General features: G+C 64.0%; 9 protein-coding genes. 8 read left to right on the forward strand and 1 reads right to left on the reverse strand.

All coding sequences use genetic code 11. The annotated features are described in order from the left end of the window. Positions 1 to 6 precede the first annotated feature (6 nt). Positions 7 to 921 (reverse strand): LysR family transcriptional regulator, encoded by a 915-nt coding sequence (locus AB5Y51_RS11105; protein WP_010675912.1) that lies wholly within the window; start codon positions 919 to 921, stop codon positions 7 to 9. Positions 922 to 1,178: 257 nt separating this feature from the next. Between AB5Y51_RS11105 and AB5Y51_RS11110 the strand changes: the two genes are divergently transcribed. The 8 genes from AB5Y51_RS11110 to AB5Y51_RS11145 all read left to right on the forward strand — a co-directional run bounded on the left by AB5Y51_RS11110 (position 1,179) and on the right by AB5Y51_RS11145 (position 12,761). Beyond that, positions 1,179 to 1,511, forward strand: a complete 333-nt coding sequence (locus tag AB5Y51_RS11110; RefSeq protein ID WP_039040128.1) for a hypothetical protein — start codon at positions 1,179 to 1,181, stop codon at positions 1,509 to 1,511. Positions 1,512 to 1,541: 30 nt separating this feature from the next. Next, positions 1,542 to 2,228: a pirin family protein gene (locus AB5Y51_RS11115; RefSeq protein ID WP_010675910.1), complete on the forward strand. Its 687-nt coding sequence runs from the start codon at positions 1,542 to 1,544 to the stop codon at positions 2,226 to 2,228. A gap of 83 nt (positions 2,229 to 2,311) precedes the next feature. Then, positions 2,312 to 2,704 (forward strand): DoxX family protein, encoded by a 393-nt coding sequence (locus AB5Y51_RS11120; RefSeq protein ID WP_010675909.1) that lies wholly within the window; start codon positions 2,312 to 2,314, stop codon positions 2,702 to 2,704. 232 nt (positions 2,705 to 2,936) lie between these two features. Then, the gene (recC, locus tag AB5Y51_RS11125) at positions 2,937 to 6,293 is read left to right on the forward strand and encodes an exodeoxyribonuclease V subunit gamma (RefSeq protein WP_368178444.1); all 3,357 of its coding nucleotides are present in this window, start codon (positions 2,937 to 2,939) and stop codon (positions 6,291 to 6,293) included. Beyond that, a complete protein-coding gene (gene recB, locus AB5Y51_RS11130; protein ID WP_368178445.1) occupies positions 6,293 to 9,907 on the forward strand; it encodes an exodeoxyribonuclease V subunit beta in 3,615 nt (1,204 codons plus the stop codon). The genes recC and recB overlap by 1 nt, the downstream gene beginning before the upstream one ends. Positions 9,908 to 9,915: 8 nt before the next feature. Beyond that, positions 9,916 to 11,967 (forward strand): exodeoxyribonuclease V subunit alpha, encoded by a 2,052-nt coding sequence (gene recD / locus AB5Y51_RS11135; RefSeq protein WP_368178446.1) that lies wholly within the window; start codon positions 9,916 to 9,918, stop codon positions 11,965 to 11,967. Between the two features lie 84 nt (positions 11,968 to 12,051). Further along, positions 12,052 to 12,414, forward strand: coding sequence for a DUF6864 domain-containing function (locus AB5Y51_RS11140; RefSeq protein WP_368178447.1), 363 nt, complete (start codon positions 12,052 to 12,054; stop codon positions 12,412 to 12,414). Between the two features lie 2 nt (positions 12,415 to 12,416). Next, a complete protein-coding gene (locus AB5Y51_RS11145; RefSeq protein ID WP_368178448.1) occupies positions 12,417 to 12,761 on the forward strand; it encodes a hypothetical protein in 345 nt (114 codons plus the stop codon). The last annotated feature ends 182 nt before the right edge of the window (positions 12,762 to 12,943 follow it).

The following is a 12,943-nucleotide window of genomic DNA, read 5'->3' on the forward strand; positions in this document are numbered from 1 at the left end:
AGTCCTTTATTCCCCCTGACCGGCAAACAGCTTGGGGATCTCCCGCACCAGCCAGCTCTTGGCCTTGCCCATGGTGTCCCGCCGCCAGGCCAGCACGACCTGGATCTGGTGGCGATATTCGGGACTGATCACCTTGAGTCTGCCCGCCTTGATGTCCTCTTCAATCCAGCGTTGTGGCATGGTGCCGATGCCGAGCCCCGCCAGCAGGGCGTCCCGCTTCTCCCCCATGGTGCTGACGGTCAGGCGCGGCTGCTTGTCGAGCAGGCGGTAGGTGAGCACCGGCTTGCGCAGTGCCGTGTCGGCCACCGCGATGGCGCGATAGCGGCGCAGGGTCTCGTCCGCCAGGGGCTCGGGTTCCTGATGCAGGGGGTGATCGGGGTGGGCGACGTAGAGCATCACCTCCTCCCTGAGTACCTGGTGCTTGATACCGGTCATGGCTATATCGGCATTGAGAGAGGAGATGAGCAGGTCGGCGCGGCCATCTTCCAGGCACTCCCAACTGCCCGCCAGCACCTCGGCGCGAAACCTCAGCCGGGTATCGGTCTGTTCGGCCAGCCGATCCACCAGGGGGTAGAGAGCCTGTACCGGCATCAAGGCATCGACGGCGATGGTGATGTCGGTCTCCCAGCCACGGGAGAGGGCCCGGGTCTCCCCCACCAGGTGCTCGGCCGCCTCCAGCAGCACCCGGCCCCGCTCCAGCAGCATGCGGCCCGCCGGGGTGAACTTGGTCCTGTGGCCGCTGCGGTCGAACAGCATGGCGTCCAGCTCGTCTTCCAGCTTTTGTACCGTGTAGCTCAGCGCCGAAGGCACCTTGCCCAGCTCGTCGGCCGCCGCCGCGAAGCTGCCACGGCGGTCGATGGCGTCCAGCACCCGGATCGCCTCCAGGGTCAGCGCCCGCTCCTTGTTCGATTCCTTGGCCATATCCAACCTTCAATTTTTTTGAATGTGTTTACCAGATTATCTCGCTAACAACTTAGGGGAAGTCACTTTAATATTCAATCAACGCTTAGGCAGGAACGCCTGGCAGCCAAATAAAAGGTAGTTCCGGGCTGAGACATCCCCAAACACGATGTCTGATGTCAGCAAAAGAACAACATAGTATTTGAATGATCTCTTGCATGGATGCATTGATTCGGGCCCAAGGGGCCTTGGCAATGACATAAAACCCAAGAGAGTGAATGAACATGAAAAACGTAATCAAGATGCTGGCCGTTGCAGGCCTGATGACCGCAGGTGCCGCCCAGGCTGCCGTTCCCGCTGACTTCAATGCCGCCCCGGGCGTGCTGTTTGTCAACTGGAGCGCCACCGCCGCGATGGACGGCAAGGCCAACCCCATGCTGGAGGTGCGCGACGAGTCCGGTGATCTGCTGGCTTCCGTCCACGCCAACCTGATGGGCACCCAGCAGGTCGCCATCCCGAGCCGCACCCAGGGCAACCTGACGGTGAGCCTGGGCAACGAAAGCAGCAGCTACCGCATCCCCTTCGGTCTGGGTGACGGTCGCCAGCGTTAATGAACCAACTTGGTCAGTGAGGAGCACACCATGATGAAATTGAGAGCCGCAGAAGCACGGGGCAAGGCCAACTTTGGCTGGCTGGATGCCCGTCACAGCTTCTCCTTCGGTCACTACTATGACCCGGAATGGATGGGACACTCTGCCCTGCGGGTCATCAATCAGGATCGGGTGGCGCCGGGTGGCGGTTTCGCGACCCACCCTCACGCCAACATGGAGATTCTCACCTGCGTGCTGCAAGGCACCATAGAGCACAAGGACAGCCTAGGCCACGCCGAGCAGATCCCGGCGGGGGATTTCCAGCTGATGAGCGCAGGGTCCGGCATCCGGCACAGCGAGTACAACCCCTCGCAGACCGAGCCGCTCTCCCTGCTGCAAATCTGGATCGAGCCGAATGAACACGGCACGACCCCGGGTTATCAGCAGAAGAAGATTGAAAACAAGCCCGGGATGACGCTGGTGGCGTCACCGGACGGCGAGGCGGGATCCTTCAGGATCCGCCAGCAGGCCAGAGTGTGGCGTCTGCAGCTCGCAGAAGGGGAGACCCTGGAGTGGGCACTGCAAGGGCGTCATGGTTACCTGCACATGATTTCAGGGGAGCTGACCGGCAACGGTCTGGCTGCCCGACCCGGCGACGGGCTGCTCAGCCGCGACGAGTCGAGCTGGGTGCTCACCGCCTCCAGGGGGAGTGAAGCCCTGCTGTTTGACCTGCCTTGATAGAAAAATCTTGGCGAAATGAATGAGTTAACAATTAGCTTTTACACTGTAAATACCATGATGGTAAGCAAAGGAATATGACGATGGACAAGATGAAAGATGTGGCACTGCTGGTGGGTCGTGTACTGCTGGCGCTGATGTTCGTGATGGCTGGTTGGGGCAAGATCGGCGGTTACGCCGGTACCCAGGGTTACATGGAAGCCATGGGCGTGCCCGGGTTCATGCTGCCCCTGGTGATCCTGCTGGAGCTGGGTGGCGGTCTTGCCATCATGCTGGGCCTGTTTACCCGCAGCCTCTCCGTGCTGCTGGCCGGTTTCACCCTGATGGCCGCCTTCATCTTCCACTATCAGCCTGCCGAGCAGATGCAGATGCTGATGTTCATGAAGAACGTCTCCGTGGCCGGTGGTTTCCTGGCCCTGGCGGCGGCCGGTGCAGGGGCTTTCAGCCTGGATGCCCGCCTCGGCAAGCACTGGTAATACCCTGACGTTTCAAGTTTTCCAACGCCTTTTGGCCGGTGCCCTGCACCGGCTTTTTTGTGCCCGCTTCCCGGGGATGCCATCTGTGTGACGGCGCGCAGTCCGGAGGCCACAAGTGCCTTTTGCATCTTATCCCCCGATCCCCGACAATCCCGATTCGCGTGCCGTGACGGGAATGCCAGAGAGTGTCCCCCCGCGCACCCCCTCTTCATGAAATTGGCGGGAGTCGTCCATGTTTACCCTCTACCACTCCAATCAGCTGGATCTGCTCAAGGAGCTGCTGGTGAGCCGCATCCGGCAGGCTCCGCTCTCCCACCCCTTCGATCGGGAGCAGATCCTGGTGCAGAGTCCCGGCATGGCCCAGTGGCTCAAACTGGAGCTGGCCAAGGCGTTCGGCATCGCCGCCAACATCGACTTTCCCCTGCCCGCGAGTTTCATCTGGGAGATGTTCACCCGGGTGCTGGCGGACGTGCCGCGCCAGAGCCCCTACAACAAGGGAGCCATGAGCTGGCACCTGATGACCATTCTGCCCACTCTGCTCGGCAGACCCGCCTTTGCGCCCCTCGCGGCCTATCTGGGGGGCAGTGACGGGGAGGCGCCGGAGCAGGTGCGGCTCTGGCAGCTCTGCCAGAAGGTGGCGGATCTGTTCGACCAGTATCTGGTCTACCGGCCGGACTGGATCGCCCGCTGGGAAGAGGGGGAAGGATTGAGCCAGGAGCTGGCCGGAGTGAGCGGTCAGGATTGGCAGCCCGAGCTCTGGCGCGAGCTGGTGGCCCGCACCCTGGCCCTCAGCCCCAGCGGCTACCACCGCGCCAACCTCTACGAGGCCTTCATCCACGAGCTGGAGCGCACCCGGGATCTGCCGGGCAGGCTGCCGCAACGGGTCTTCGTGTTCGGCATCTCGGCCCTGCCGCCCCGCTATGTGGAGGCCCTGCTGGCCCTCGGCAGCCGCCCCGAGGTGGAGGTACACCTGTTTGTGACCAACCCCTGCCGCTACTACTGGGGGGACTTGCTCGATCGCAAGACCCTGGCGCGCCTCGAAAACAAGCTCAAGCCCGGCACGGATCTCGAGACCCTGCAGGGTCCCGCCAACCCCTTGCTCGCCTCCATGGGCAAGCTGGGGCGTGACTACCTGCACCAGCTGATGGAGCTGGAGGTGCCGCAGATCGAGGCCTTCGTCGACATCGAGGATCGCGACGATGAGGGCAAGGTCACCTTGCTGCGGGCCATCCAGAAAGACGTGCTGGAGCTGGCGGAACGGGGGGCCGGCGAGTTCAATCTCGATGCCAGCCACCACAAGAGCCCTGTCAGCCTGGATGACGGCACTTTGCAGATCCACGCCTGCCACGGCCCCATGCGGGAGCTCGAGGTGCTGCATGACCGGCTGCTGGCCCTGTTCGAGCAGGATCCCACCCTCACCCCCAAAGACGTGGTGGTGATGATGCCGGACGTCAACAGCTACGGCCCCTACATCCAGGCCGTTTTTGGCAAGGAGGGCGGCAAGGGGCGGGGCGGGGCCCGCGGCCAGATCCCCTTTGCGATCTCCGATCGGGCGGCGAGCCAGGAGAGCCCGCTGCTGCAAAGTTTCCTCGCCCTGCTCAGGCTGCCGAACGCCCGCTTCGGGGCGGGGGAGCTGCTCGCCATCCTGGAGGTGCCCGCCGTGCTGCGCCGCTTCGAGTTGGACGACGACGAGTTCAACGTGCTGCGACGCTGGGTGCAGGAGACCGGCATCCGCTGGGGGCTGGATGACGACTATCCCGAGCGCTTCGCGCTGCCGCGTCTGTCCGGCAACAGTTGGCTGTTCGGCCTGAGGCGCATGCTGCTGGGCTTTGCCATGGGGGACGGGGAGCCGGTGGCGGGGATCCTGCCCTATGCGGACATCGAGGGGCAGCAGGGGCTGATCCTCGGCAAGCTCGCCTGGTTCGTCGACTCCCTGGCGGAGTTTCTGCCCCGGCTGCAACAGGCGCAGCCGCTGGCCGAATGGCACGCCTGCCTGCTGGCGCTGCTGGAGCGCTTCTACCTCGCCGACGAGGATGAAGAGCGCCAGCTCCAGCTCATTCGCAGCCAGCTCATCGACTGGCAGGCCCAGCTCGGCGAGGCCCGCTTCGAGCAGGCCATCAGTGCCGACCTCTTGCAGGACTACCTCGGCAGCGTGCTGGGGGAGTCCCGCTCCAGCCAGCGCTTCCTCGCCGGTCAGGTCAACTTCTGCACCCTGATGCCGATGCGCTCCATTCCCTTCCGCCAGGTCTGCCTGCTCGGCATGAACGACGGCGTCTACCCGCGCACCCTGCCCCCCATGGGCTTCGATCTGATGGCGGTGGCCTCGCGGCGCGGGGACCGATCCCGCCGGGATGACGACCGCTACCTCTTCCTCGAGGCGCTCCTCAGTGCCCAGCAGGGGCTCTACATCAGCTATCAGGGGTTCAGCGCCCAGGACAACAGCGAGAAGGTGCCCTCCGTGCTGCTGGCGGAGCTCATCGACTACGTGCGCCAGGGCTTCGTGCTGGCGGGGGATGAAGATCTCGACGACGACACCTCGGGCCGGCGGCTGCTCGAACACCTGATCGTGGCGCACCCCCTCACCCCCTACAGCCCGGCCTACTTTTACCCCGAACCCGGCTCCGGTCTCTTCACCTATGCCGCCGACTGGCTGCCGGCCCTGAGCCCGGAGCGGGGGGCCGCCAACTTCCAGAGCGGCGATCTGCCCCTGCCCGCGGAGTGGGGCAGGGAGCAGGGGCTGGAGCTGGCGGAGCTGCTGCGCTTCTATCGCCAGCCAGCCAGGTACTTCCTCAACCGCCGCCTCAAGGTGTGGTTCGAGCTGGAGGAGGCGACCATCGAAGACAGCGAGCCCTTCGAGCTGGACGGCCTGCAGCACTATCAGCTCAAGGCGCTGCTGCTGGATGCCCATCTGACCGAAGGGGAGAGCGAGGCCCGTCGCCACCGGCTGCAACTCTCCGGCCTGTTACCGCAAGGGTGGTTCGGCAGCCTGCTGCTGGAGGAGATCGACGGCGAGATGGGCAAGCTGGCGGCGCGGCTGCGTCCCTGGACGGGGGACAAACAGGCGGTGGAGATCGACATCGCCCTGGCCCAGGGGCAGCTCCAGGGCTGGATAGACACCCAGAAGGGACGAGCGCTGGTGGTCAAACCCGGCAGCTTCAACGGCAAGGATCTGCTGCTGGCCTGGATCCAGCACCTTTGCCTCTCATTGAGCAGCGCCCCCGGCGACACCCTGTTGTTCGATGCCAAACAGAGTCTGCGGCTGCCAAGGCTTGCGGCGGACGAGGCGCGGCCCAGGTTGGCGGCCCTGGTGGCCCTCTGGACCCAGGGGATGAAGCGGCCGCTGCCCTTCTTCCCGAGCACCGCCTGGGAGTGGCTCAGGGCGATCGAGAAGGATCCGGCAAAGCCGGAGGAGGCCGACAAGGCGGCACTTGCCCGCTTCAACGGCGGCTACATGGTGACGGGAGAGGGGCAGGACGTCTATGTCGCCCGCTGCTTCCCGGAACTCGATGACGAGGTGCTGGCCCAGTTGCAGGGGCTGGCCCGTGAATACCTGACCCCGCTCCATCAGGCGCTGGAGGAGTTGCAATAATGGCTAACCCGCTCAATCCCCTGCGCTTTCCCCTCTATGGCGAGCGGCTGATCGAGGCCTCCGCCGGGACCGGCAAGACCTATACCATCGCGGGCCTCTATCTGCGCCTCTTGCTGGGCCACGGCCCGGTTATCGAACAAGCAGGCGAGGAGGGGGGAGACGCCGGTCAGCCCTGTGCCCACGAGCGGCCCCTGTCGGTGACCGAGATCCTGGTGGTGACCTTTACCGAGGCGGCCACCGCCGAACTGAGGGGGCGGATCCGCGCCCGCATCCACGAGGCGCGCCTCGCCTTTATGCGCGGTCACAGCACGGATACCCTGCTGGCCCAACTGCTGGTGGAGGTGGAGGATCACGACCTGGCGGCCCGTCGCCTGCTGGCCGCCGAGCGGCAGATGGACGAGGCGGCGGTCTTCACCATCCACGGCTTCTGCCAGCGGATGCTCAGGCAGAACGCCTTCGAGTCGGGCGCCCTCTTTGAAACCGAATTTTTGACCGACGACAGCCGGCTCCGGCTGCAGGCGGTGAGTGACTACTGGCGCGCCGAGTTCTATCCGGTGGATCAGCCCCTGGCCCGGGCGGTGCGAAGGCTCTGGCCGAGCCCCGCCGCCCTGCTGCGGGAGATGGGGAGCTGGCTCGACAACGACGAGCTGGAGATCCGCCCGGTGGCGGGGGATGAGACCCTGGCGGCGCGGCACAGCGTCGCCATGGCCCGCATCGGGGCGGTGAAAGCCGGGTGGCTGGCGCAGACGGACGAGATCCGCCGCCAGACCGAGGGGCAGATCAGCCGTTACACCGGCAAGAACTACGAGGGCTGGCTTGCCAAGATTGGCGACTGGGCGCAGGACGAGACCAGCGGCTACGTCCTCCCCAAGGAGCTGGAGCGCTTCGGCCAGCAGGCGCTGGAGGAGAACCTCAAGAAGGGGGGAACGGTGCCCACCCTGCCGCTTTTTGGCGAGATAGACGCCCTGCTGGCGAGCCGACCGGGCATCCGGGATCTCGTCTTGCAGCGTGCGGCCAGGGTGGTGCGCAGCCGAATGCAGGAGAGCAAGCGCCAGGCCCATCAGCTCTCCTTCGACGATCTGCTGCGGGATCTCGACGGGGCGCTCGGCTCGGGCCTGGGGGAGCGGCTTTGCGAGCGCATCCGCGCCACCTACCGGGTCGCCATGATCGATGAATTCCAGGATACCGACCCCCAGCAGTACCGCATCTTCCACCGTCTTTACGGCGGTCACCAGGACACGGCGCTCCTGATGATCGGCGACCCCAAGCAGGCCATCTACGGCTTTCGTGGCGCGGACATCTTTACCTACATCCAGGCGCGGCGAAATGTGAGCGCCCACTACACCCTGGGGCGCAACTGGCGCTCAAGCCGCGCCCTGGTGGCGGCGGTCAACGGCCTGTTCGAGCGGGCGAAGGATCCCTTCATCTACGAGGCGGACATCCCCTTCCTGCCGGTGGAGGCGCAGGGCAAGAGCCGGGCACTGCTGATCGAGGGGCAGACCGCCCCCGTGCTGCACTGCTGGCAGCTCACCGGTCAGCCCACCTTCAACAAGGGGGAGTACCAGAGCAGGATGGCCCGCGCCACGGCGGCGGAGATCCATCGCCTGCTCACGCTGGCCCGGGAGGGCAAGGCGGTGCTCGGCAGCGAGCCGGTCAGGGCCGGGGATATCGCCGTGCTGGTGCGCACCGGCGCCGAGGGCAAGCTGGTGCAGCAGGAGCTGGCGCGCCTTGCCATCGCCTCCGTCTATCTGTCGAACCGCGAGAGCGTGCTGGCCCAGGTGGAGGCGCGGGAGATCCTGCTGATCCTGCACGCCTGCCAGAACCCGAGCGATGAGCGAAGCCTGCGGGCGGCGCTCGCCACCGGCCTGTTCGATCTCGATGCCAGGGCCCTGGACGCGCTGGCCTCTGACGAGCGGGCCTGGGAGAGCGCGGTGCAGGAGTTCATGGGATACCGCGCGGTCTGGCATCGCCACGGGGTGCTGGCCATGCTGCGGGCCCTGATGCACGGGCGCAACCTCGCCGCCTCCCTGCTGGCGAGCCCCTACGGGGAGCGGCGGCTGACCAACTTCCTCCATCTCGGCGAGCTGCTGCAACAGGCGAGCGGCGAGCTGGACGGGGAGTACGCCCTGCTGCGCTGGCTCGGGGAGGCGGTGAGCCAGCCCAACGGCCAGGACGGGGAGCAGATACTTCGCCTGGAATCCGAGCGTAAGCTGGTGCAGATCGTCACCATCCACAAATCCAAGGGGCTGGAGTACCCGCTGGTCTTCCTGCCGTTCATTTGCAGCCACCGCGCCGCCGACACCCCCCTGTTCCACGAAACGGGGGAGGCGGGCAATCGCACCGTGCTCGATCTCACCGGTGCCGAGGAGTCCCTGGCCGAGGCCGACAAGGAGCGCCTCGCCGAAGACTTGCGCCTGCTCTACGTGGCCCTGACCCGGGGGGTCTATGCCACCTGGCTCGGGCTGGCGCCGGTGCGCTCCGGGGCGGGCAAGTCGGAGAAGACCGACCTGCACCGCACCGCCATCGGCTACCTGCTGCAAAAGGGGGAGGAGGGGGACGCCGGGACACTGGCGACCGCCCTCACCGACCTGGCCCAGGCCCTGCCGGGGGTGGCCGTCGGTGAGCCCTCGCTCACCCGCCCGGCCCCGCTGCCCGCCGAAGCGGAGACGCCGGGGGAGCCCAGCGTGCGCGCGTTCCAGGGGCAGCTTGAGCGGGACTGGTGGATCAGCTCCTACTCCGGGCTCGCGGCCCAGGGCAACGGCCACGGCAAGGGGGTGCTGGCCAACCCCGGCTTCGACGACGAGGTGGCCACCGAGGCCGCCGTCACCGTGCAGGAAGAGGAGGCGCCCGCCCCTTCCATCTTCACCTTCCCCAAGGGGGCGCGTCCCGGCACCCTGCTCCACAGCCTGTTCGAGACCATCGACTTCGAGCACGCGAAGGGCGAGTCGCTGGCACAGCACATCGCCGCCCTGCTGACCCAGGAGGGGTTCGACGAAGGCTGGGCCCCCGTGCTGCAACAGCAGGTGGAGGCGGTGCTGGATACTCCCCTTGAGACCGGCCTTGGGGATCCGGTGCGGCTGCGGGATCTGGCCCCCGAGCGCAAACAGGTGGAGCTGGAGTTCTTCCTGCCCATGGGGCGGGTGACGGCACCGGCGCTCACCGCACTCTGCCAGCAGCACGACCCCCTGTCGCGGGGCGGCAAGCCGCTCGGTTTTGCCACCGTGCAGGGGATGCTCAAGGGCTTCATCGACCTGGTGTTCGAGTGGCAGGGGCGCTGGTATCTGCTCGACTACAAATCGAACCACCTTGGCATGAGCCCCGCCGATTACGGCCGCCCGGCCCTGGAGCGGGCCATGGTCGAGCATCGCTACGATCTGCAATACCAGCTCTATTCGCTGGCCCTGCACCGGCTGCTCGCCTTGCGGCTACCGGGCTACGATTTCGACCGGCATTTTGGCGGGGTCTTCTATCTCTTCCTGCGCGGCATGCCCCAAGGGGGCATTTTCCATGCCCGGCCCAGCCGGGAACTGGTGCTGGGGCTGGACGAGTTGTTTAGTAAAGGTGTGACGTCTGACGATCATCGTTTAGAAAAATCGAACAAGGCAGAGGCATGAGGGGCGAGATGAAGGGCGAAACCATGATAGAGCGGCTGAAAGCCTTGGCGCTGGCGGGGCGCATCCGCCAGCTTGACCTGCAATTTGCCAGGCTGGTGGCCGACCTTGGCGGCAGCCCCGAGCTGGTGCTGGGGGCCGCGCTCGCCTGCCATGAGCTGGGGCGCGGCCATGTCTGCCTGCCGCTGGCGATGCTCGCTCAGGGCGGTGACGGGCAGGGATCCTCGCGCCCCTTCGGGCTGGATCCGGATCAGAGCCGGGATCTGCTGGCGGATCTCGCGGATCCTGCAAGCTGGCCCGCCCTCTTTGCGGCCAGCCCCCTTGTGGGGAGCGAACAGGAGGAGGGAGAGGTCCCCCGCTGGCCCCTGCGGCTCTGGGGGGATCGCCTCTACCTCACCCGCTACCACGACTTTGAGCTGGGGGTGGCCCGCCACCTTAGCGCCTTGAGTGAACGGGCCGAATGGCCGGAGATTGCCCCGGCCCTGTCGCGCCTCTTTGCCCGCGACTACGGCCTGGTGTTCGGGGCCTTGCTCAAGGCCCGCCTCGCGCCGGATTTCTCCGTCCGCCACTTTGTGGAGAAGTACCTGGATCTGGTCTTCCCCCATGAGGTGGAGTGGCCGGCCGTGGAGACCCTGCTAAAAAGCGCCCAGGCGGCCAGCGAGCTGGAGCGGCTGGATACCCTGGTGCCCGAGGCGCTCTGCTGCAACGGCCAGAAGCTGGCGGCGGCCACGGCGGCGGCGCGCCCCTTCGCGGTCATCTCCGGCGGCCCCGGCACCGGCAAGACCACTACGGTGGCCAAGCTCCTCGCCATCCTGGTGGAGACCGGCCTGCAAGGGGGCAAGGCCCCGGCGATCCGGCTGGTGGCCCCCACCGGCAAGGCGGCGGCGCGTCTGACCGAGAGTATCGGCGCTGCCCTGCAGGCCCTGGATCTGCCCCCCGAGTGGGTACAGGCCATCCCCACCGAGGCGGGCACCCTGCACCGGCTGCTCGGGGTGATCCCCGGGCGCAGCCAGTTCCGCCATCACAGAGGTAACCCGCTGCACCTCGACCTGCTGGTGGTGGACGAGGCCTCCATGGTGGACCTGCCCATGATGGCGCGCCTGCTGGACGCGCTGCCCCGCCACGCCCGCCTCATCCTGCTCGGCGACAAGGATCAGCTCGCCTCGGTGGAGGCAGGGGCCGTGCTCGGGGATATCTGCAGCTTTATCGAACAGGGCATCAGCCCGGCGCAGGCACATTGGCTCTCCCGCCAGACCGGCTATCGCCTGCAAGGCACGCCATCAGGGGCCAGCGTGCGCGACAGCCTCTGTTTGCTCTCCAAGAGCTGGCGCTTTGACCAGCATTCGGGCATCGGCCAGCTGGCGCGCGCCTGCAACAGCGGCGACGGAGCGGCGGTGGAGGCGGTCTGGGGCGCAGGATTTGGCGACATCCGCCTGCACCCCTGGGCGGGGGAGGCCTACAACGCCTTGATCGCAGAGGGGGTGGCCGGTTATGGCAGCTACCTCAAGGCGGCCCGGGCCGGCGAGGATCCGGCGGCGGTGTTCAAGGCGTTCAACGGCTTCCAGATCCTCTGCGCCCTGCGGGACGGCCCCTTCGGGGTGACGGGGCTCAACGAGCGGCTCGAACTGGCCCTTGCCAAGGCGGGGCTGATCCAGCGTGACGGCGACTGGTATGCGGGCCGCCCGGTGATGGTGGTGCGCAACGACCACGGGGTGGGCCTCTACAACGGCGACATGGGGCTCTGCCTGCCCGATGACACCGGCCGCCTCAAGGTGTGGTTCGAGCAGCCGGACGGCACCCTACGGGCCCTGCTGCCCAGCCGGTTGCCCCCCCATGAGACGGTCTACGCCATGACCATCCACAAATCCCAGGGCTCGGAGTTTGCTCACACTGTACTGGTGCTGCCGGACAGCCCCAGCCCGCTGTTGACCCGCGAACTGGTGTATACCGGCATCACCCGCGCCAAGGCCCGGCTTGATCTCTACGGTGATCGCGCCCTGCTGGCACAGGCGGTACGGAAAAAGACCGAGCGGTATTCGGGGTTGGCACAGAGGTTGGGGTGAATATTCATTATGAAGAAACAATGAATATATGTAATATGGTTTATTTATATTGCAATGTACAAGAATTTTGTAAAGGGTAGAATAATGACTAACAATATAGATGTAAAGATCGATGTGGGTGGGTTTGAATTGATTCACTCAGGTATTTTGAACTTATTTACAAAAAGTTTTAAATTGACTATCAATGATTTGGCTATAACCTTTTTCTTTGAAAACAAGACCGATGTGACAGGAATAAGAGTTATAGGTAAACCTGTTGATAATAAAAACTTAAATGTAACATTTGTTAACTTGAGTAACTCTTTGTTAGAGGGTTTTTTCACTCCATTAAGCATCGGTACGTTAAATGGAAAAAATCTTTATATGAATTTTTCAGGTTGGACTGTTAATGATGAGAATCATATAAGGAGTTTAGTTTATAACATATTCACTCGTGAAGGTGAGTGATTATGTCTGAAAATAGATTAACATTTACTGAGAGTGATGCTCAGCCAGATGGCGTGCAAAGAGATGCAAATATTAGAAATCGATTGAATTCGATAGATCAAGAAGGCTCCATTACAAAAAGTATTGGTACCGGTGAAAATGCAAAAAACTCATTTGTATATGTGACTTTAAAGTGGTCATTTTTATCCATGATGACCATCATATTATTGATCATAGCGATAAACGTATATTTTAATGATAGTAATAATAAGCCTGATTTTGTAAAGGATATTAAGGATGTATGGTCATTGGCGACATCATTAATAACCCTTGCTCTAGGATATGCGTTTGGTAAATCAAAAGAATAATTTTTAAAACACTGCTCTCATATTTTGGCTTCGCAGGCTCAGCACCAACCTACCGATTTTGTAGGTTGTGGCTGAGCGTAGCGAAGCCCAACGTTTACCGCGTATTTTCTTTTTTCCGCCCCCTCATCCCCAGCCCTTCTCCTCCTTTTCTAATAAACGGGAGAGGGGAGCAAATACGCTGT

Origin of the sequence: Aeromonas sp. R7-1, from assembly GCF_040908115.1 — a bacterium.
Lineage (GTDB): Bacteria > Pseudomonadota > Gammaproteobacteria > Enterobacterales > Aeromonadaceae > Aeromonas > Aeromonas caviae.

Excerpts from the sequence above, each read along its gene's own strand:
- AB5Y51_RS11105 (WP_010675912.1), bottom strand. The coding sequence starts at position 921 with ATGGCCAAGGAATCGAACAAGGAGCGGGCGCTGACCCTGGAGGCGATC.
- AB5Y51_RS11110 (WP_039040128.1), top strand. The coding sequence starts at position 1,179 with ATGAACATGAAAAACGTAATCAAGATGCTGGCCGTTGCAGGCCTGATG.
- AB5Y51_RS11115 (WP_010675910.1), top strand. The coding sequence starts at position 1,542 with ATGATGAAATTGAGAGCCGCAGAAGCACGGGGCAAGGCCAACTTTGGC.
- AB5Y51_RS11120 (WP_010675909.1), top strand. The coding sequence starts at position 2,312 with ATGGACAAGATGAAAGATGTGGCACTGCTGGTGGGTCGTGTACTGCTG.
- recC (WP_368178444.1), top strand. The coding sequence starts at position 2,937 with ATGTTTACCCTCTACCACTCCAATCAGCTGGATCTGCTCAAGGAGCTG.
- recB (WP_368178445.1), top strand. The coding sequence starts at position 6,293 with ATGGCTAACCCGCTCAATCCCCTGCGCTTTCCCCTCTATGGCGAGCGG.
- recD (WP_368178446.1), top strand. The coding sequence starts at position 9,916 with ATGAAGGGCGAAACCATGATAGAGCGGCTGAAAGCCTTGGCGCTGGCG.
- AB5Y51_RS11140 (WP_368178447.1), top strand. The coding sequence starts at position 12,052 with ATGACTAACAATATAGATGTAAAGATCGATGTGGGTGGGTTTGAATTG.
- AB5Y51_RS11145 (WP_368178448.1), top strand. The coding sequence starts at position 12,417 with ATGTCTGAAAATAGATTAACATTTACTGAGAGTGATGCTCAGCCAGAT.